We start from the raw sequence: 18,964 nt of genomic DNA on the forward strand, positions 1-18,964 counted from the left end.
GCGCTTATCTGCGAGGGGTGGGTGGCGCGGTCCTCTTCGTCGGTCCATCCTTTGCCTTTTAGCCATGCCGTTCGGCATCCGATCGATTCGGCGGGGAGGATGTCTTTCCTGAGGCTGTCGCCGACCACGAGCACCTCTTCAGGCTGAAGGCCGAGCGCTTCGACTCCGAGCCGGAATATCTGTGGGTCAGGCTTCCTGACTCCTGCCACGGCGCTCTCTATGACTGCGGCGAAAAGATGGCGGAGTCCGAAGTCAGCGAGCACGCTCTCCACGTTGCCGTAGAAGTTGCTGACGAGCACGGCCGGCATCCGGTCGGTCACGGCCTGTATCACCGGACGGGCTTCTCCTACGCATTCGTGTGCGCGGTCGTAGCAGTAGGATGCGGCTGATAGCGCCATGTGGCTGTCGGCCGCATGGCCGTCGGCCCGGAGAAAATCGGCTTCGGTCGATGTCTTTGCCTGCATGAGCTGCCGGAAGTCGAAGTCGGGACGTACCACCGGGTGGGTGGCGAAGTGGCGCTCCGTGGCCACGTAGGCTTTGCGGAAAGCATCTTTGTCGAACGTGGCTCCGGCCAGTTTCCATCCGTCCCAGATGATCTCGCTCCAGTGCACTCCGCGGCTGTCGATCGTTCCGCCGTAGTCGAATATCACTCCTTTTATGGCCATGGTGGTGGTTTGTGTTTGATAAGGTGTCAGTGGCAGCTGTCGTAGTGACCATCGGCTACCAGCCGGGAAAACCGGCGGCATATTCTTTCGTGTCGTATCACCATCATCACGAGCAGGGCGTTGAGCACCGTCAGCTCGAAGACGAAGTAGAGCCAGGGCATGGTCAGGAACAGTGCGGTGAAGAGAGCTATCGTGCGCCAGTTGAACGACAGTATGTTGGTGTATTTCATCAGCGGTAGGCTTGCCATGCGGAAGTCGTGCCTGAGGCTGTCGGGCAGGGGAGTTCCGTCGGGATAGCGCTCTGCTATGGCGTGGCGCAGGCTCTGCATGGCGGGTGATGTGGCTTCCTGCTGCACGGTGTAGCTCGTGTAGAATGTCAGTGTGAGTTTCTGCCAGAAGTCGTGGCGCCATGTCAGCGATGCGAGCCGGCGTTTGAGAGTGAACGCCCGGTCGAGTTCGCTGCCGCTCTCGCCTTTTAGGAAGTAGAGGTGAAACTGTCTGTAATAGTCGGCCATGGCAGCCTGTTTTGCGTGGCATATTCCAGTCACAACTGCTATGACCCATATAAGCCATGGATGACCCATGAAGAATGTGGATGTGGCATTTTCCCTCAGGCAGATGGCCACGTAGATGGTGGCGAACCAAAGGTCGCCGCTCACGCCGTCGAGAATGCGTCCGATGCGCGAATACTGGCGGGTCATTCGCGCGAGCTGTCCGTCGGCGCTGTCAAATGAGTTGGCCCATATCAGCAGCAGCATTCCCGCTACGTTGACGGCCATGGAGCCGAAGTAGAAACACACTCCGGCTCCTATGCCGAGGAATATCGACGCGACGGTGATGGCGTTGGGGGTCACTCCGAGGCGTGCGGCAAGCCTGGCCCACATATATCCTATAGGGCGGTAGAAGGCCAGATCGATACCCTCTTCGGTGTCGAGCGATTTCAGGCTCTGACGGTAGGCCGATTGCTCTTTGCTCATTGTTCAGGCGATGGTGTTAAAGCTGATCATTACACGGATGTTGTGGCGGGCGTGAGCCTCATTTGAGATCGCGGAGCCGGTAGGTCTGTTCGCGCAGATATGCTCCGAGGGTTTCGACGTCGGCCCGGTAGGGCTGCTGGTCGGCCAGCGTGATCGGTTGTCCGACGCTGATGTGCATGGTCTTTCCTGTCTTGCGGAACACTTCGGCCGGCAGCCTGAGCGAGCGCGCGGGCCAGCATATGTGGCCGAGTATGTTGAACCACCACGAGTTGGATCCGTGAAAGTATATGGGGATCACGGGCACTTTGGCCTTGTAGATGATCTGGAGGATGGATTTCTGCCAGGGACGGTCTACGAGGTGTCCGTGCCAGTCGGTCTTGCTCATTGCTCCGGCGGGGAAAAATCCCAGCGGCTCGCCGTCGGAGAGCTGTCGCATGGCCTGACGGATGCCGTTGACGCTCACGGCGCGTTTGGCCGGGTCTTTCTGCGCCCATGCGTCGACGGCGATGAAGTTGGGGCGCATGGCCGATATCTTTTCGAGTATCATGTTGACCATCACCTTGTATTTTGGGCGGCGCGACGATATGAGATATATGAGCATGATGCCGTCGAGGGCGCCGAACGGGTGGTTGCTGACGGTGATGAACGGTCCGTCGGGAAGATTGTCGAGCACCTCCTGGCCGTCGATGCGGAGTTTTATGCGGAAGCCGTCGAAAAGCATGCGCCGCACGAATTCCGGTCCGGGGGTGTCGCAGAAGCGGCGGTGTATGTCGTTGACCTTGTCGACCGATAGGAAGCGGAGCAGGAAGTTGACCAGATTCTCGTGTCCGTCGAGTTTCGGCACCATGCGGCGTATGTCGTCGTAGTTGAGCACGTCGGGGCGCACTTCATATTCCTCTACGGCCTTGTTTTCAGTGTTGTTGTCCATTGGATATATAATTGGTGTAGCGGATGGTGAAGCGGTCGAATGCCGGCCATTTCATCAGCGCGTATTCAAATATGAGGTATGCGGCGATGGAGCATGCTATGCCTCCGGCCACATCGAGTATGTAGTGGTGTGAGGTGTAGACGGCTGTCCACCAGATGCCGAGCGTCACCACTGCGAGCGTCAGCCGCCACGCAAGAGAAATGCCACGTCCGCGGAGGGCATAGAGGAGTGCGGTGAGCGTGTAGGCCGAGTGGAGCGAGGGCATGGCGGCGAACACGTTGCTGTTGCGCGCGTAGAGGGCGTCGAATATGCCGAGGCCGGTCATGGCGTCGAACGCTTCGAGCCCGGCAGCCGATCCGGGCGTGCCCGGCACGGCCTCGAATCCGTGCAGCGCCACGTACCATGGCGGTGCGGCCGGATGTATGTAGTAGAAGGTGAAGCCTACGAGGTTGGTGAGCAGAAACACCATGGCGAAGTGCAGGTAGAGGTTTCTGCGGCCTGAGAAGTAGAGCCACAGGCCGAATATCACGGGGAGCGGCACCCAGCATAGATAGAACACTCCGGCCATGAAGTCGGCGGCCTTGAAGGTGTGGAGCGCCCACCATTCGTTGGGTGTCAGTCCGCCGATGCCGAAGAGCGCGCGCTCGGTTTCATAGAGACCGCGCACGTCCACCGGATTGACCTCGTAGTTGGGCAGGAGGTTCATCCAGTCGTAGGAGATGCCGAAGAGGAAAAACGGTATGAGCGCCACGGTAAGGCGTCGTGTGGCCGGGGCGGCGAAGAACAGTGCCGCAATGACTACGGCCATTACCGTGTGCTCGGGGCGGAAGCCCACGCCGAGCGCCGTGACCGTCAGCCACAGACAGAGGGCTGCGACGCACGCGGCCGATTCGGCCACGGAAGGAAGCCGTCGGGATATCGCTGTCATTGTCAGTTGCGGCCGAGAAGTTTGCGACTATGGTTGATGCGCGCTATGGCGGTCAGGTTGGCGAACACTGCAATGACACACATCGCCGCCACCAGTATGATGTCGGGGTTGAAGCCTTCGGCACCGGGCTGATAGCCCGAAATCTGGCCGGTGATGCCGGTGGCGAGTGTGGCCACGCTGGTCACCACCACGCGTTCGGGACGCTGCATGAAGCCGATCTTGCACTCCAGTCCGAGCCCTTCGGCGCGTGCTCTGACGTAGCTCACCATGATGCTGCCTGTAAGAGCCACGAAGGCTATGACAGCTCCGGCGAAGCTTCCGGTCTGTATGAGGTAATAGGCTACTCCGCCGAGTGTGGCGAGCTCGCAGTAGCGGTCGAGCACGGAGTCGTACATTGCTCCGAATGTCGATGCCATGCCGCCGAGGCGTGCCACCTGTCCGTCGAGCATGTCGAAGAGCGAGAATCCGATTATCAGCGCTCCGGCCCATGTGACGAGCGACCAGTCGACGATGCCGGTGTGTGCGGCTCCGTATCCTGCCATGACTATGACCACGGCGGCGGCAAGATTGCCGAGAAATCCGATGGTGGTGACGATGTTGGGGGTCACGCCCATCCTGATCAGGAATCTGACGAAGGGGTTGATCACCCGGTAGATGCCCAGCTGGAGAGAGTCGCGGGTCTTTTTTGATGTAGTTTTGATATCCATCTTTAGGTTGTTCCGGTATGAAATATTGATCAGTTGTTCTTATGCTTGAATGTGAACGCGTCCACAATCCTTATGGCCCAGGGATCGAATGCCGAGGGGCGGTAGACGAAGTAGCGCTGCAGTGCGAAGTTCCAGAACCACGATACGAGCAGCGACACCGCCAGGGTCGAGGCGGCGAAGATGCCGTCGGGGGTGAATCCGATGTCGTTCAGGAACTGCCAGCGCGAAAGCGCCTCGCAGGTGAAGGTGGTGCCATACATGTTGAGGAGCAGACTTCCGGTCCAGACGAGGGCGTATTTCACGATGACCGCCTTGACGCTCTGGCCGGCGGCGTGGAAAGTGAAACGGTAGTTGATGGTGCAGTTGACGATGCCTCCCACCAGCGCGCCGCATGCCACCGAAATGTTGCTCCTGTAGAATGGGTCGACTGACTGGAGCACGAATGCGAACATCACCATTCGCACAATCATGTCGGACCACGATGCGGCCTGCGACGACACCACGGAGCGGAGGAAGGTGAAGATGAGCGAATCGCTGCGCAGCACCTTGTCGGCCACCTTGCGCGAGGCGTCCTTGATGCGGGAGTTGTCGTTGGCGGGATTCATAATATATGTCGGTTTATGGCGAGTATGATCAGCAGCGAGTAGATGCCGGCGAGTATGTCGTCGGCCATCATGCCCCATCCTCCCGGGAGTTTTTCGGTGGCTCTAATGCCGAGAGGCTTGTAGATGTCGAATAGTCTGAACAGCAGCAGCGAGAGCGGTATCTCCCACCACGGACACAGCGGACTGACCGGGAGCATGGCCACCCACTGGCCCACGGTTTCGTCGACGCACGCCACTACCGGGTCCTTGCCCCAGTAGCGTTCGGCCACTCCGCTGGCCCACGTGCCGAGCACCGTCAGGATTATTATGGCGCCGAGGGTGACGTAGAATGTCACGTCGGGCGATGTCCACAGCCACAGCGGCAGCCATAGCACCACGCCCGCTATCGCGCCCCATGTGCCGGGAGCTACGGGCAGGAATCCGGCGCCGAGCGATGTGGCTATAAGGCGCGGGAAGAGCGGAAACCGGCTTGTCGACCCTTCGGGCCGTAGATCTTTGGGGTGGCGTTTCATCTTTCGGGTCGTTTTGATTCGGTGTGCTGGCGTATTGCGGCCATGATGGCCTTGGCTATATGTGTGGCGGCGTCGGCGCGGCAGGGCGCGAACGATGGCCAGTCGTTGAAGTCGATGATGCGTATCGTGCCGTCGGGCGCCACTACGCAGTCGCCGCCGTAGATCATCACGTCGAGCGTCTCGGCGGCCTTGCCGCAGATGGCGCGTAGCGAGGCGATGTCGAATTCGGTGCCGCGCGCGGAGCCGTTGACCCGTTCGTAGCCGTATTTCGAATGGTCGTTGACAAAGGGGTAGAACCAGTAGAAGAAGCCGGTGCCCGCGATGCCGTAGAATTTTATCAGGTCGCCTTCGAGGTGGCGCGATATGACGGCGCGCTTGATGCCGCGCAGGAAATATTCCTGGAGCACCTCCTGGGCCTCTTCGGGGTGGCGCACGTAGCTGACGTCCTCCTTGTGCATCGTGTAGTAGTCGCCGCGCTTTATCCAGCATTTGTTCATGCCGGCGTCGTTCAGCCGCTGCCGCACGGCCTCGTCGGTGCCTACGGTGATGCTTTCGGGGAAAGGTATGCCTGATCCGACGAGGATGCGTGTCATGCGTTCGCGCGTGCAGTTCTCTATGCCGTAGCCTGAGTTGATCACGAGCCGTCCGTCATCCTCCATCCGCTGTAGTGTCTTTATGGATGCCTGTTCGCGGCACATGTTGATGACAACCGGCTCGCTGACTGCTCCGGCGCAAAGCTGCTCCTCGGAGTAGACGCTTACCTCGCAGCCGCGTTTGCGCAGCTGTTCGGACACGATGTTGAGTATGGCCGTGTCGTTGCCGATATGATTGGGGGAGTAGACCCCGGCGCGCTTCACAGCCGCTATCTTAATCTCTGCCATGTTGATGGTGATCGTTGTCTGATTCAATGATTTGCCTTGCGGCGTCGATGTCGGCCGCGTGGTCCACGTCGACCACCTTGCCCATAGGCCATGCGCGAAGCCTGAGACCCTTGTCGAGCAGCGCGCGCTGGAAGTGGCGCATGCGTGTGATGCCGGCTGCGCGGCACTGTGTCAGGCACTCCAGGGCTGTCGGTGGCAGGCAGTAGACTCCGGCCGACACGTAGCGTGAGTCGTCGCGGCGTCGGTCGGTGAAAGCTGTGATATATCCGTCGGCGTCGGTGCTTACCCAGAGCGGTTTCTCGTCGTCGGCATACTCGCTGACCCCCATGTAGCCGTCGGCGTCGGTGCGTGCGGCGAATGCCTCGGCGAGGCGGATCATCTCTGACTGTTCGAAGACGGTGTCGACGGTTGTCACTATGAAGTCGCCCTTGAAGCGGCCGGTCACTTCGGCGAAGCTCAGCATGGAGTCGGCGGTGGCCTTTACCGTCAGGTCGAGGGGCGCGTCGATGCCGAGCGAGGCGCAGGCCTCCCTGACGCTGCCGGCTATCTCAGGCTCGCGCACTATCACGCCGAGGCGTGTCATCGCCGCCTCTCCGCCGGGCATCGACATGATGCGTATGAGCCGGCGTATGAGCGGTTCGCCGGCGGGAGCCACCAGCGGCTTCGGCAGGCTGATACCCTCGGATGACAGACGTTCGCCTTTTCCTGCGGCGATGATACCGTAGTTCATTGTGATGGATCGGGGTGGTGATTATTTGTCGTCGGTGCGGGTGAGATCGAGCACCACGTTGTCTTTTTTGTTTTTCTCCACATATTGTTTGCGGAGCGGATTGGCATGTGCCTCGTCGTATGACGCGCGGCAGCGGTAGGTGTCGATGGCGCGGTAGATGGCCTCGCGCATCGATTCGGGCGATGCTGTGCCGCGTCCGGCTATGTCGTAGGCAGTGCCGTGGTCGGGCGATGTGCGCACGTAGGGGAGTCCGGCCGTCAGGTTCACTCCGCGGTTCATGGCTATGGTCTTGAACGGCGCGAGTCCCTGGTCGTGGTACATGGCGAGCACGCCGTCGAAGCGGCTGAAAAGCCCGTTGCCGAAGAATCCGTCGGCGGCATACGGGCCGAACGCCTCGATGCGCTCCTTGCGCACGGCCTCGATGGCCGGGATGATGGCAGTCTGCTCCTCGCTTCCGAGCAGTCCCTGATCGCCCGCATGTGGATTGAGGGCGAGCACGGCTATGCGGGGGCGCACCACTCCGAAGTCGCGCCGCAACGAAGCGTCGAGCGCCTTGATCTTCTCTGTCACGGCCTCGGCGGTGACGGTCTGCGCCACGCGGGCTATGGGCGTGTGGGTGGTCAGCAGCGCCACGCGCAGCACGGGCGCCTCGGAGCACATTACCATCAGCGCCTTCTCGCCCGGTTCTCCGAGCGACGACTCGAGATACTCCGTGTGGCCGGGGAAATGGAATGTGTCGCTCTGCATCTCATGCTTGTTGATCGGAGCGGTGACGAGCACGTCGATCTGTCCCGACTTGAGGTCGGCCACAGCGCGTTCGAGCGCCGCCATGGCGGCCTCGCCGGCCGTGCGTGTGGGCTGTCCCGGCTCCACCTTGGTGTCCTCGCCTACGACGTTGATGATATTGTAGTGTCCGTCGCGAGCTTCCGATGCCTGCTGCACCTGGTTGAGCGGCAGCGTCGGGAGTTCGAGTGCCTTGCGGTAGAATGCGGCGATCTTGGCCGATCCATAGACCACCGGAGTGCACAGCTCGAGGATCGCTTCATCTTCCAAAGCTTTCATTATCACTTCATAGCCTATGCCGTTGATGTCGCCGTGGGTTATTCCTATCTTGAGTTTGTTGTTGTCAGCCATTTGAGTCTGTGATGGTATTGTGTGGCGTTGCGGACATTATTGTCCTAAATTAGCCGCTAAATTACTAATTTTTCCTTAAACGGCCAACCCACGCCCTCTGCTCCTCTTTTTATCTCCTGTTTCATTTCCTTTTGTGGTTTTCAGAGATTGTCTAAATTTATATAATACGGATTTTGAGAAGGATTGTCAGATGGATTTTTGTTTGTGATGAGGGAGTGTAGCCGTAGCTACATGACCGTGGAGCAAACAAAAAGACGCTGGAAAGACTCTCAAAAGCAAAGTGATATGAATTTTAGACAATCTCTTAAAATCGACTTGAAAACATTCTCCAAATCTTAACATCAGTCAAAAGTAAACACACTCTTATGAAAAAATCCTTATATTTGCACACGGCGTTGAAAAAAAACAGATAGCCGGCAATGAATAGTGATCCGAAACATAATGATGCGCTCGGCCTGAGTATGCTTCCTTTCGTCATGAGGGAACTTGCGGCTACGGTGATGAAAAGAAAATCGTTGCCGCTGGAGGATGCGTTGTTCTATATATATTCTTCGCGGATATATCGGTCGTTGCTCGACGAGAATACCAAGCTGTGGTATCAGAGCACGTCATCATTGTATGATGATCTTGAAAAAGAGAAAGCGGGGGAGAAGGAGCGTAATGACTCTCCGGGTGTATTGCTGTTTCTTATGTTTTGTGTGGAGAATTACCGGGAGGCCAAAAAGATGAGCGCCGAGGAGCTGTTGGTGTGCTTTGTCCGTCATGGCGTTTTCGAATTTCTCAGAGAAAATTATGAAATGCTCCATACACAGGATACCTGCTATATATTGGATTCGATAACGGCTTATATCAGAAAGAGGAGATGAAACTGTATCATGGCTCGACGGTGGCCGTAAGACGCCCCAATATCCACAAAGGACGGAAAGCAACCGATTTCGGCAAGGGATTCTACACCACCACGAGCTTCGAGCAGGCCCGGAAGTGGGCTGTGCTTAAAATGAACCGCGAGCAGAGCTCCCGGGCGGTGGTGTCGGTCTATGAGGTGCCCGACGATATTCTTGCAAGCGATCTGGCGGTCATGAGGTTTGCCGGAGCAACTAAAGAGTGGCTTGATTTTGTTGTAAGCAACCGGCGCGGGGAGGAATCGGCACGTTATGATCTTGTCATGGGGCCGGTGGCTAACGATCAGTTATATGCCACTATAAGGCTTTATGAGCAAGGAGTGATAACCTCCGAGGCTGCGATAGAGATGCTCCGCACCCACAAGCTGTTTGATCAGCTGTCGTTTCACACGGCCGAGGCCGTCGGATTGCTGAAATTCTCGGAGGCGACAGCGGTCGGAGGCGAATGATATCCGGCGGGCGCAGGATAAGGCCGCGGATGGGATTAAACTATGGCGGAGGGGGAGTTGTTGTTTCTTTAAGGATGCGGTGCGCTAAGAGTATGTTTGAATTTAACACGAAGAAATATATTATGGACTTCTTTCTATCCCCTCAAAGGTCTTTTCGGGCGATTTCCGCCAAGTTTCATCGGTCACGATGCCCGCATCGCTCCCTCCTCAACTCACGCAAATCTCTCCGAAAATCCTCTTTGAGTGAACAGAAGTGAAATTCAAACATACTCTGAGATTTTTTTGTTAAAATATAGTCAAGGTCAGCGGATTTTACCCTACCTTTGTGCGGCCAAAGTTCCGATATATAGAAAAAACAACAACAATAACCATCAAGATGGAAAACAAAGAATTTGACCGTATCAGCTATGCTCTGGGTCTGAGCATGGGCAATAATTTTCGCAGCAGCGGCATCGAGAAAATCGACTTCAAGGATTTTGCCGACGGCGTTGCCGCCGTATATTCGGGCGCTACCCCCCGCATGAGCTATGATGAGGCCAAGGAGGAGATACGCCGCTATTTCACGGCCATGGAGGAGCGTCAGCAGGCCGAGGCCGCCGAGAAGGGCAAGATCAACCGACAGGCCGGCGAGGCTTTTCTGGCCGAGAACGCAAAGCGTCAGGAGGTGAAGGTCACCCCGTCGGGTCTGCAGTATGAGGTGATCGAGGAGGGCGACGGCCCGACCCCTACGGCGCAGGATTCGGTGACGGTGCACTACACCGGCAAGCTTATCGACGGCACTGTGTTCGACAGCTCGGTGGAGCGTGGCGCTCCGGCCACCTTCGGCGTCAGCCAGGTGATACCGGGCTGGGTCGAGGCTCTGCAGATGATGAAGACCGGCTCGAAGTGGCGCCTGTTTATCCCCTCGCAGCTCGCCTACGGTCCGAACGGCGCCGGTCCGGTGATCGGTCCCGACTCCACTCTGATATTTGACGTGGAACTCATCAAGATCGAGGGCAAATGAATGCCCTGCGGCGCTATTTGACGGCTGTTCTGGTTGGGTTGGCCACCGTAGCGGCGACGTCGGCCCAGGAGCGTGTCGATACGGTGGCGGAGGCCTTCGCGGCGATGTGGAGCCACTATCTGACTCCGCTCACCTCGCCCGGAATGGCTTCCGACAGCGAGAGGCTCCGCAATTATACCGACGGATTCCGCAAGGGTCTGCGCGACAGCATCAACGAGACCTACGTGCAGGGCTACTACGAAGGTGTGCAGCTTGCGGCACGCCTGCGCACTCTGCACGGGCTTGGACTCGACGTGGACGCGCGCAATCTCACCACGGCGCTGGCACGCATCTTTGCCGGCGGCAAGCCGATGATGGCGCCGCTCGACGCCGAGGCCTACATCACCTCGCTGATCGATGTGGAGGTGCGTCCGCAGGGGCCGTCGGCCGAAGAGCAGCAGGCTTTTCTCGACGAGGTGGCCTCGCGCATCGGAGTGGAGCGCACTCCTTCAGGCCTGCTCTTCGAGATAGTGCAGCCCGGCACCGGCGAGAGTCCCGGACACTATGACACGGCGCTGGTGAGCTATACAGGCACATTCACCGACGGCCGCGAATTTGACTCCACCGGAGCCGACACGCCGATAGAGCTGCCGCTCGACGGAGTGGTCGACGGCATGGCCGAGGGACTCAAGAAGATGCGCAAGGGTGGCACCTACCGCCTCTTCATACCTCCGGCACTCGCCTACGGATCGGAAGGCGTCGGCGACGTGATACCGCCCGGAGCGGTGATCATCTTCGAGGTGACACTCGTGGATGTCATCCACAGGAAATGAACTGTCAACAAATCAACGAGTGACCCGCAGCAGGGCACGGATTACTGACGAGTTTTACAATATCAATTAATTTTAAGAGTTACTTAAACACAACCCCTTTTTATGAAAAAGATTATTATCGCTTGCGGCGTGGCCGCAATGATGATCGGCGCTACAGGCTGCGAAAAGTCATCGAGCGCCGCTCCCGAAACATTCAGCGATTCGCTGGCTTACTATATGGGCCGTTCGCAGGGCCTGATGGTGGCCGATCACTTCAAGAACTCCATGTCGGCCGACCAGAAGAAGAAGTTTGACAGCGACGCATTCCTGCGCGGCTTCAAGCAGATGATCATGACCGACACCGCCGACGCCGACTATCTGCAGGGCATATACATGGGCATGAACATGGCGCAGCACATCAACTATCTGGCCATGGACTCGATCAATATCGACCGTGCGACAGTCTACGCCGAGTTTGCAAAGGCTTTCAGGACCGATACCATCAACTCCACGGCCATGCAGATGGAGGTGGGACAGTTCCAGATGCTCATGAACCGCGCGCAGGACATGCTCCGCGAGCGTCAGATGGCAGCCGAGGCCGCCAAGCGTGAGGCCGCCGCCGGCACAGCCAAGGAGAACGAGGCCAAGGGCGCAGCCTACATTCAGGAACAGATAGCCGCCGACGCTTCGATCAAGACCACTGAGTCGGGTCTGGCCTACAAGGTGGTGAAGCAGGGCGAAGGCCCGATGCCTAAGGACAACAGCACGGTGAAGGTGCACTACACCGGCAAGCTTATCGACGGCACGGTGTTCGACAGCTCTGTTGACCGCGGCGAGCCCGCCGACTTCCCCGTCACCCAGGTGATCCCCGGTTTTGCCGAAGGCCTGAAGATGATGAACAAGGGCTCGAAATATGTGCTCTACATCCCCGCTTCGCTCGGCTACGGCAACAATGAGGCCGGCAGCATTCCGGCCGGATCGACTCTCGTGTTCGAGGTAGAGATGATCGAGGTCAACTGATCTCTCCGTCGTGGCGGCATGGTCTGCCGCTGACATGATATATCGCAGGCCCTGTGTCAAGGAGGAATGAATCCTGGCACAGGGCCTGCCGTATGTCGTCCCCGCCGGTTCAGGCACGGGGGATCAGCGTGCGCATCCATGCGGCCGCGTCGGTGAGGATCAGCAGTGCGGCTATGGCGGCCGTCAGAGCCGCGAACAGTGCCGCCGACCACCATATCACGCTCCGCGGTAGCCTGTCGAGCGTCTGCCTGACTTCATCGCAGTGGTCGGTCCAGTCGGTTTTTCTGTTGTCGTCGTGTCGTTGATCCATCAGTTGCCGAGTTCGAGCTGGTTTTTGATAAGGTTGTAGTAGAGTCCGCGCCGCGCGGTGAGGCTGCTGTGGGTGCCCTGTTCGGCGATGCGCCCGTGGTCGAGCACGACGATATTGTCGGCATTGCGCACGGTGCTGAGTCGGTGGGCCACGATCACCACCGTCTTGCCCCGGCAGAACTCTCCGAGATTGGCCATGATGTCGCGCTCGTTGTTGGCGTCGAGGGCGTTGGTGGCTTCGTCTAAAAATATGTAGCGGGGATTTTTGTAGACGGTGCGGGCTATGAGTATGCGCTGCTTCTGTCCCTGACTGACACCGCACCCCTCCATGCCTATCCGGGTGTCGAATCCGAGCGGCAGCGAGTCGACAAACGAGTCGATACAGGCCGTGGCGGCGGCATCACGCAGCCGTCCGGGATCGGGACGGTCGTCGCCCACGGCGATGTTGCCGGCTATTGTGTCGGAGAAGATAAATCCCTCCTGCATCACCGCTCCGGTGGCATCTCTCCATCCGTGGGGATTTATGTCGGCCAGATCGTGGCCTCCGACGGTGATGCGGCCGCAGCATGGCCGATAGAAGCCGAGGAGCAGTTTCAGCAGGGTGGTCTTGCCGCTTCCGCTCGCCCCGACGATGGCGGTGGTCTTGCCTGCGGGAACGGTCAGGCTGACGTCGTGGAGCACACGCGAGCGCTCCGTGCCGTCGTAGGCGAATCCCACCCCTTCGAGCCTGATGTCGGCCTCCGGGCTGGGCACGTCGCTCTTGGAGTCGATGTCGCGCTCTTCGTCGGGGCGGCAGTGGATCTCGTTGAGGCGTTCGAGGCTTATCTTTGCGTCCTGCCACTGGCGTATGAAGCCTATGAAGGAGTTGACCGGGCCGTTGAGGGCGCCGACGATATATGTCAGCGACACCATCATGCCGAGCGTCATGGTGCCGTCGACCACTCCGCGGGCGGCTATGTAGGAGATCACTATGCCGGTGGCCTGGTTGAAAAATACCGAGCCGACCTGCTGCACCTGCCCCAGCGCCTGACCTTTGAGGCTTATGCCGAAGAGTTTCACCTGTATGCGTTCCCACTGCCAGCGTTTCTGCCGCTCGCAGTTATTGAGCTTGATCTCCTGCATGGCCGTGACCATCTGCACGAGTGAGCTTTGTTCGGCCGCAGCCTGTTCGAACCGGCGTATGTCGAGGTCGCGTCGGCGCTTCATGAATGCCGTGACCCATAGTATATAGCAGCTGTTGCCGGCAAGGAATATGGTCAGCACCAGAGGGCTGTAGATGGCGAGCACTACGGCGAACACCAGGAAGTTGACCATGGAGAAGAGCGTGGAGAGCGACGATCCCATCAGAAACTGCTCAATGCGGCCGTGGTCGCCGATGCGCTGCAGTATGTCTCCGACGTTGCGTGTGTCGAAAAAGTCGAGCGGGAGCTTCATCAGCTTGCACAGAAAGTCGGATATGAGCGAGATGTTGATGCGCGCCGTCACATGGAGCATGATCCAGCTTCTGGCAAAGTCCACGGCGGTCTGCGAGGCTGTCAGCACGAGTTGCGCTATCAGTATCAGCACTATGAACCGTATGTTGCGGCCATGTATGCCTATGTCGACAAGCGACTGTGTCAGAAACGGAAATATCAGCTGCAGCACACTCGCGAGCAGCATTCCCGCCGCGAGCAGGAATATCTCGCGCCTGTAGGGTTTGAGATAGCGGAGGAAGAAGCCGAGCGAGCGCCGGCCGGCATCGGCCGGATCGTTGCGGCTCTCCATGTCGGGTTCCGGGGCGAGGGCGAGCACTGCTCCGCGGCGATCGGCTCCTTCGCCAGTCGATCCCCAGCATCGCAGCATTTCCTGCTCGCAGTAGACGAGTTTTTTTGTAGCCGGGTCGGAGATGTGGAAACGTCGCCCACGACGGCCCTGCGTCACCCGGTGGCACACCACGAAATGCCGCTGGTTCCAGTGGAGGATGCAAGGCATCGGCACTTCTTCGGCGAGTGTGTCGATGTCGATCTTCACGGCTTTGGTGCGGAAGCCTATGGCCGCGGCGGCCTCGCTGATGCCGAGCATCGACACGCCGTTGCGTGTGATGTGGCACAGCTGCCGGAGCGTGGCGAGCGAATATTCCTTGCCGTAGTATCGGGCTATCATCCGCAGGCATGTGGGGCCGCAGTCCATTGCGTCGAGCTGTCGGTAGTGTGGAAAGGAGCGCATGATGTCAGATGATCGATTGGATTGATGCGGCAAATCTCGCAAGACACTCCTTGCCCGAATACTGTATGTGACCGGTGGCGCATCTGCCGCCCGGATGCTGCATGATGTCATCGAGCCGGTCGAAAAAGCTCTCCTCGTCGCGGGTCTTCAGCTCCTCAGGCAGCAGTGGGTATTCAAATCCCGATGTGGGATTGAACATCAGCGGCACGCAGCCGAATGCAGCCGATTCGACCAGGCACGACGAGAACATCGAAACGGCAATGTCGGTCATGCGGTAGGTGTTGGCTGTCAGCGGAGCGGTGTCTATCGTTATGTTGCGGTGTGTGGCGGCGGTCGCGGATGTGCGGGCGGTGTCGTCGTATTCGGGATGAGGCCTGACGATTATACGCCGGGATGGATAGCGTTGTGCCGTGGCTTCGACAAGCTTCAGGAAGCGGGCGTGATACTCCTCCGACGATACGAACACCGGTGCCTGCATGAAAAAGGTGATGGCGTCGTGGCTTCCTTGGCTGTCAACTGGCTCCAGTCGGCCTATGGCGTGAAATCCTGTCAGCGGGGAGGCTTCGCCCAGCAGGAAGCTGAACGCCTCACCCCATGTCAGGAAGTGGGAGTAGGGGAGCTGGCGGAATCCGGCATGGATAAATCCTGGCCATCCGAGCTGACAGCAGATCGCCGGAATGCCGAGTCTGCGGCAGTAGATCGCTGCAAGCTGATACTGCGTCTGGCATCCGTCGCAGCATATCATCGCCTTGGGGCGCATCCACTGTATGTAGCATAGAAGCGTGTGGGTGAATGCTGCCAGTTCACGGCTTATTCCCGCCAGTCCGGAAGTTGTGACGGCCTGCGATATCATCGGGGTGAAGTATAGCGGCCTGATCTGTTCGCAGGCCACTTCGTCGGGCAGATCCTCTGTACGGGTCAGCAACACCACAGGCTGCTCACGCTCCTTGAAAAACCTCATGACTGGGAGCAGATGGCGGATGTGGCGCGGATTGTCGGCATACACCAGTATATGGTCATGAAACGCTTCGAGCGTCCCGCGCCACGGATGGCCGGCAAGATCGCTCTCTATCATGGCGCGGTGGCCGTCGGGTGGCGCAGGGATGTTCAGGGTGATCCGGTCGAGATAGTCCTTGCCTCCGTGGTGCATGTAGCCCTCGCGAAGTTGCAGGTGGGAATACCAGAGGTAATTGAAAACTGCTCTGGCGACATCGCGATGTCCCCAGAGCAATTTTTCAGACTGTGCGTCGAGCTGTCGGTCAAGCCACGCTGTCAGTTCGTCGTGAAAACGCACTATACGGTCGTCAGACGAGGTCATTTCCGTTTCTTGGGCATGATGTTTATCTTATACTGTGCGTGGAAAAGGAAGAATCTCGGAAGCGTGTTGACATATCTGACGGTGCGTCCCTGTGCGTTGACTGCATATTGCACCGAGTTGAGCTGACGGAGCAGGTCGAAGCCGTCGAGCATGAGGGTCCACCGGCCGCGGTCGAAAGTGTAGGCCAGGCGGGCGTTCCACACCCAGTCGGAGTTGTTCATCACCGGAGTGTCGTAGCCGTTTCGGGTGAAGAGCGTCATGTCGGTCGACAGCGAGAAGTTCTTGGTGAATTTCACTGTGGCTACCACGCCGTAGTTGGCGTCGAATGCGTCGATGTTGCTGAAGTCGGGTCGTTCGGAGCTTGTGTGGCGCAGCTGCAGGTTGGCTTTGCCGGTGAGGTTGAGCCATTCGGCGGCACCCCATGTGAGGCGTAGCCGCTGGCTTCCCACGAGGTTTCTGACGGTGAACGGCGCCGGAGCCTGGTCGTCGGTGCCTATCACGTCGGTGGCATGGCCGTATTTCACCTCGCTTGTGGCCGCCAGTGTCAGCTTGCGGGCCTTGTCGAGCGGCAGCATGAAGCTGTTCATCGCTCCGGTTTCCCAGTTGCCCGAGGTGTTGTAGGAGCGTATGGTGCGCACTCCCGTGCGGGTGTCGTAGCTGTAGCCCCTGACGAGTGCGTTGGTGAGCAGGCGGTAGTAGATCCGGGCAGCCTCCATTATGCGGCCATTCTGCGGAGTCAGCTCATAGCGCAGATTCCACTGGAGATCATGCTGGTTTTTGAGCGAGGGCGCTCCGAGCAGTATGGTCAGCGGGTCGGAGGTGTTGGGGATGTCGACGAGATAGCGCATGTCGGGCATCTGTGCCTGAGACTCAAATTTCAGTATGAGCATGTTGCGGTAATCTTTGCCGCCCCACCGGTTGGAATATGCGCCGAAGCCGTATTTCACCTCGGTCCAGCTGTCGGTGAACTGCATGGAGTGGCGTGTCTTCCTTATGGCCTGTCCGGCCTGGGTATAGTCGAGATGCTGGGTGTTGAATCCGAGTGTCGGGCCGAGCATTATCCGCCAGAAATGTCCGTCGCCTCTGAATACCTGTGACGACCGGAATCCTACGGTGTGTGTCAGAGTCTTGTCGAGCTGATAGTAGCTGTTGGCCTGATCGAGCGACATCGGAGCGTCGAAAGTCATGTCGGCGGCCGGATCCTCCGGATTGAACAGCCGCGAGTCGTTGCGGCGGTGGGTGTAGGTGAATGTGTATTCAGGCTGGATATTGCCGTTGTCGGAGAAATTGTAGCAGTAGCTGAATATCGGTTTTATATAATATTCGTGGGCGGGGTGGTTGCGGAATATCTGCATGGTGCGTTCGGCTGCCGGTGAGCTGCCGAAGTTGATCCTTTGGTCATTGTAGCGGTCGGGAGTCTGGCCGGTATAGCCTCCTTTGACCCAGATATACATGTTGTCGGGGTTCTGGGAGAACTTGTAGGTGATTGAAGCATCGCCGTTCACCGACCACAGATTGTTTCTCATCGAGTCGGTCTGTATCGACCGGTTGATGATAGCTGAAAGGGTGGCTTCGCTGCCGGTGGCGTAGATGTCGGCGAGCCATTGGCGCGTGACCGATTCCTGCCTGTCGGCGAATGTGCCAGAAACTACGCTCTGGCGGTAGTCGCTACGGTTGATACGGCCGCTGACTTTGGCGCTGAAGAATATCCTGCGGGTCTGTTTGTGGGTTGAATGAAATGTATTGAAGTTGAGATTGCGGTTGCGCAGATTGTTGAACGTATAGTTGTAGGTGTTTCCGCTGGGCAGGAAATTCGTGCGGTCGGTAAACGTTTCATCGTCCTGCGAGGTGTGGTTGAGCGAGAAATTGCCGTTGAATTTCCATGGATTCGATCCGCTTTGTGTCACCTCATACTGTCCGCCTATGGTTTTCTCCCTGCGCAGTCCCGACTCCATGTCCTCCGGGGTCCAGTTGCTGCTTTGCCCGGGACGCCGGCGGTCATTGAGGTTGTTGATATTGCCGAAGAGCACGTATTGCGTCCGTGTGTCGGATCTCGACAGGAAGAAGCGCCCCAGATAGCGGTCGGCCGAGCCGTAGCCGGCCTCCACATTGGCCAGGTAGTTGCCCATAAACTCCTTTTTCATGCGCACGTCCATCACGTAGCGCGTCTCGCCGTTGTCTTTATCCTGTCCCAGAAATAAGCTGCGGTCGCTCAGCTTGTCGTAGACGGCGATATCTTTCACGGTATATGCCCCGAGGTTGTCGAGAAGCAGGCGGTTGTTGTTGTCCATAAACTGGCGCCCGTTGAGCAGCAGGCTCTCCACGTACTTGCCGTTGACGAATATCCGTCCGTCATCTTTCAGCTCCACTCCCGGCAGCTGCTGTATCAGCGCGTCGAGCATCGAGCCTTCGGCGAGCATGAAAGCGTCGGCATTGTACACCAGCGTGTCGCCGCGATTGTAGAACTTCACCTTAGTGGCCGTCACCGTCACTTCGTCGAGCTTTTTAGCCTCGCGGCGCAGCGTTATGTCGGGAAGCCCGCGCTCTGTTTCGCGTGAGCCGAGTTTGCCTATTGTTACCGACTGGAATCCCGGCTCAAATCCCTTGTAGTTGACCTCGATAGTGTAGCGCGCCGGAGTGCGTGGCACTTTCAGCTCGAAGTCGGGATTCTGTTTCCACTGGCCGTTGACTTTTGTCGAAGTCCGGCCGGTCTTCGTAGAGTCGATGGCCACGCCCAGAGAGTCAAGAAGATACACCTTGGCATTGACTATTCCGGCTCCGAACGTCGCCTCGTAGACGTTGCCCTTCAGCGATAGCTTCGGCTCGTCGGCTCTCGCGCTCACCGCCGCCAGCATAGACACAATTACAAATACAATTTTTCGCATATTATTTAATATGGT

19 protein-coding genes are annotated in these 18,964 nt (G+C 58.3%); 5 read left to right on the plus strand and 14 right to left on the minus strand.

Going from position 1 to position 18,964, the window contains the following annotated elements:
- From C5O24_RS02255 to pdxA, 10 genes are all read right to left on the minus strand, one after another.
- Window positions 1-665, minus strand: a 665-nt coding sequence (locus C5O24_RS02255; protein WP_107681386.1) for an HAD family hydrolase, incomplete at its 3' end; no start/stop codon positions are given.
- A gap of 26 nt (window positions 666-691) precedes the next feature.
- Window positions 692-1,642, minus strand: coding sequence for a CDP-alcohol phosphatidyltransferase family protein (locus tag C5O24_RS02260; RefSeq protein ID WP_107035417.1), 951 nt, complete (start codon window positions 1,640-1,642; stop codon window positions 692-694).
- 58 nt (window positions 1,643-1,700) lie between these two features.
- On the minus strand, window positions 1,701-2,570 hold the full coding sequence (locus C5O24_RS02265) for a lysophospholipid acyltransferase family protein (protein ID WP_107681387.1): 870 nt from the start codon (window positions 2,568-2,570) through the stop codon (window positions 1,701-1,703).
- Entirely contained in the window at window positions 2,554-3,498 is a 945-nt protein-coding gene (locus C5O24_RS02270; protein ID WP_107681388.1) for a phosphoinositol dihydroceramide synthase, read from the minus strand. Before C5O24_RS02270 ends, C5O24_RS02265 begins: the two co-directional genes overlap by 17 nt.
- 2 nt (window positions 3,499-3,500) lie before the next feature.
- Window positions 3,501-4,205, minus strand: a complete 705-nt coding sequence (locus tag C5O24_RS02275; protein ID WP_107035420.1) for a CDP-alcohol phosphatidyltransferase family protein — start codon at window positions 4,203-4,205, stop codon at window positions 3,501-3,503.
- Window positions 4,206-4,234: 29 nt separating this feature from the next.
- Window positions 4,235-4,810 carry a GtrA domain-containing protein gene (locus C5O24_RS02280; RefSeq protein ID WP_161553766.1) on the minus strand — a complete coding sequence of 192 codons (576 nt, stop codon included), beginning with the start codon at window positions 4,808-4,810 and terminating at the stop codon, window positions 4,235-4,237.
- A complete protein-coding gene (locus C5O24_RS02285; protein WP_107035422.1) occupies window positions 4,807-5,322 on the minus strand; it encodes a phosphatidylglycerophosphatase A family protein in 516 nt (171 codons plus the stop codon). The genes C5O24_RS02280 and C5O24_RS02285 overlap by 4 nt, the downstream gene beginning before the upstream one ends.
- Entirely contained in the window at window positions 5,319-6,203 is an 885-nt protein-coding gene (locus C5O24_RS02290) for an ATP-grasp domain-containing protein (RefSeq protein WP_107035423.1), read from the minus strand. Before C5O24_RS02290 ends, C5O24_RS02285 begins: the two co-directional genes overlap by 4 nt.
- Window positions 6,190-6,933, minus strand: a complete 744-nt coding sequence (locus C5O24_RS02295) for a sugar phosphate nucleotidyltransferase (protein WP_107681389.1) — start codon at window positions 6,931-6,933, stop codon at window positions 6,190-6,192. The genes C5O24_RS02290 and C5O24_RS02295 overlap by 14 nt, the downstream gene beginning before the upstream one ends.
- Before the next feature lie 21 nt (window positions 6,934-6,954).
- Window positions 6,955-8,067 carry a 4-hydroxythreonine-4-phosphate dehydrogenase PdxA gene (pdxA, locus tag C5O24_RS02300; protein WP_107035425.1) on the minus strand — a complete coding sequence of 371 codons (1,113 nt, stop codon included), beginning with the start codon at window positions 8,065-8,067 and terminating at the stop codon, window positions 6,955-6,957.
- 419 nt (window positions 8,068-8,486) lie between these two features.
- On the opposite strand from pdxA, the gene C5O24_RS02305 reads away from it, so the two are divergent.
- The 5 genes from C5O24_RS02305 (at window position 8,487) to bamJ (C5O24_RS02325) (ending at window position 12,232) form a co-directional block, all read left to right on the plus strand.
- Entirely contained in the window at window positions 8,487-8,933 is a 447-nt protein-coding gene (locus tag C5O24_RS02305; RefSeq protein WP_107035426.1) for a DUF3791 domain-containing protein, read from the plus strand.
- A complete protein-coding gene (locus C5O24_RS02310) occupies window positions 8,930-9,418 on the plus strand; it encodes a DUF3990 domain-containing protein (RefSeq protein ID WP_107035427.1) in 489 nt (162 codons plus the stop codon). The genes C5O24_RS02305 and C5O24_RS02310 overlap by 4 nt, the downstream gene beginning before the upstream one ends.
- A gap of 376 nt (window positions 9,419-9,794) precedes the next feature.
- Window positions 9,795-10,421 (plus strand): BamJ family beta-barrel-assembly machinery protein, encoded by a 627-nt coding sequence (bamJ, locus tag C5O24_RS02315; RefSeq protein WP_107035437.1) that lies wholly within the window; start codon window positions 9,795-9,797, stop codon window positions 10,419-10,421.
- 17 nt (window positions 10,422-10,438) lie between these two features.
- Window positions 10,439-11,233, plus strand: coding sequence for an FKBP-type peptidyl-prolyl cis-trans isomerase (locus C5O24_RS02320; protein ID WP_161553767.1), 795 nt, complete (start codon window positions 10,439-10,441; stop codon window positions 11,231-11,233).
- A gap of 102 nt (window positions 11,234-11,335) precedes the next feature.
- Window positions 11,336-12,232 carry a BamJ family beta-barrel-assembly machinery protein gene (gene bamJ, locus C5O24_RS02325; protein ID WP_107035429.1) on the plus strand — a complete coding sequence of 299 codons (897 nt, stop codon included), beginning with the start codon at window positions 11,336-11,338 and terminating at the stop codon, window positions 12,230-12,232.
- Window positions 12,233-12,341: 109 nt separating this feature from the next.
- Here bamJ (C5O24_RS02325) and C5O24_RS02330 read toward each other — a convergent pair whose 3' ends face one another.
- From C5O24_RS02330 to C5O24_RS02345, 4 genes are read right to left on the minus strand one after another with little or no spacing between them, the layout of a single operon-like run.
- Entirely contained in the window at window positions 12,342-12,542 is a 201-nt protein-coding gene (locus C5O24_RS02330; protein ID WP_107035430.1) for a hypothetical protein, read from the minus strand.
- Complete coding sequence (locus tag C5O24_RS02335) at window positions 12,542-14,746, minus strand: peptidase domain-containing ABC transporter (RefSeq protein WP_107035431.1); 2,205 nt, start codon at window positions 14,744-14,746, stop codon at window positions 12,542-12,544. Before C5O24_RS02335 ends, C5O24_RS02330 begins: the two co-directional genes overlap by 1 nt.
- 4 nt (window positions 14,747-14,750) lie before the next feature.
- A complete protein-coding gene (locus tag C5O24_RS02340) occupies window positions 14,751-16,064 on the minus strand; it encodes a hypothetical protein (protein WP_107681390.1) in 1,314 nt (437 codons plus the stop codon).
- Window positions 16,061-18,949, minus strand: coding sequence for a peptidase associated/transthyretin-like domain-containing protein (locus C5O24_RS02345; RefSeq protein ID WP_133165436.1), 2,889 nt, complete (start codon window positions 18,947-18,949; stop codon window positions 16,061-16,063). Before C5O24_RS02345 ends, C5O24_RS02340 begins: the two co-directional genes overlap by 4 nt.
- Window positions 18,950-18,964 lie beyond the last annotated feature (15 nt).

Source organism: Paramuribaculum intestinale, assembly GCF_003024925.1.
GTDB lineage: Bacteria > Bacteroidota > Bacteroidia > Bacteroidales > Muribaculaceae > Paramuribaculum > Paramuribaculum intestinale.

What these genes read in the sequence shown, in the direction of transcription:
- C5O24_RS02260 (WP_107035417.1), bottom strand. Translation starts at nt 1,642, where the DNA reads ATGAGCAAAGAGCAATCGGCCTACCGTCAGAGCCTGAAATCGCTCGAC.
- C5O24_RS02265 (WP_107681387.1), bottom strand. Translation starts at nt 2,570, where the DNA reads ATGGACAACAACACTGAAAACAAGGCCGTAGAGGAATATGAAGTGCGC.
- C5O24_RS02270 (WP_107681388.1), bottom strand. Translation starts at nt 3,498, where the DNA reads ATGACAGCGATATCCCGACGGCTTCCTTCCGTGGCCGAATCGGCCGCG.
- C5O24_RS02275 (WP_107035420.1), bottom strand. Translation starts at nt 4,205, where the DNA reads ATGGATATCAAAACTACATCAAAAAAGACCCGCGACTCTCTCCAGCTG.
- C5O24_RS02280 (WP_161553766.1), bottom strand. Translation starts at nt 4,810, where the DNA reads ATGAATCCCGCCAACGACAACTCCCGCATCAAGGACGCCTCGCGCAAG.
- C5O24_RS02285 (WP_107035422.1), bottom strand. Translation starts at nt 5,322, where the DNA reads ATGAAACGCCACCCCAAAGATCTACGGCCCGAAGGGTCGACAAGCCGG.
- C5O24_RS02290 (WP_107035423.1), bottom strand. Translation starts at nt 6,203, where the DNA reads ATGGCAGAGATTAAGATAGCGGCTGTGAAGCGCGCCGGGGTCTACTCC.
- C5O24_RS02295 (WP_107681389.1), bottom strand. Translation starts at nt 6,933, where the DNA reads ATGAACTACGGTATCATCGCCGCAGGAAAAGGCGAACGTCTGTCATCC.
- pdxA (WP_107035425.1), bottom strand. Translation starts at nt 8,067, where the DNA reads ATGGCTGACAACAACAAACTCAAGATAGGAATAACCCACGGCGACATC.
- C5O24_RS02305 (WP_107035426.1), top strand. Translation starts at nt 8,487, where the DNA reads ATGAATAGTGATCCGAAACATAATGATGCGCTCGGCCTGAGTATGCTT.
- C5O24_RS02310 (WP_107035427.1), top strand. Translation starts at nt 8,930, where the DNA reads ATGAAACTGTATCATGGCTCGACGGTGGCCGTAAGACGCCCCAATATC.
- bamJ (WP_107035437.1), top strand. Translation starts at nt 9,795, where the DNA reads ATGGAAAACAAAGAATTTGACCGTATCAGCTATGCTCTGGGTCTGAGC.
- bamJ (WP_107035429.1), top strand. Translation starts at nt 11,336, where the DNA reads ATGAAAAAGATTATTATCGCTTGCGGCGTGGCCGCAATGATGATCGGC.
- C5O24_RS02330 (WP_107035430.1), bottom strand. Translation starts at nt 12,542, where the DNA reads ATGGATCAACGACACGACGACAACAGAAAAACCGACTGGACCGACCAC.
- C5O24_RS02335 (WP_107035431.1), bottom strand. Translation starts at nt 14,746, where the DNA reads ATGCGCTCCTTTCCACACTACCGACAGCTCGACGCAATGGACTGCGGC.
- C5O24_RS02340 (WP_107681390.1), bottom strand. Translation starts at nt 16,064, where the DNA reads ATGACCTCGTCTGACGACCGTATAGTGCGTTTTCACGACGAACTGACA.
- C5O24_RS02345 (WP_133165436.1), bottom strand. Translation starts at nt 18,949, where the DNA reads ATGCGAAAAATTGTATTTGTAATTGTGTCTATGCTGGCGGCGGTGAGC.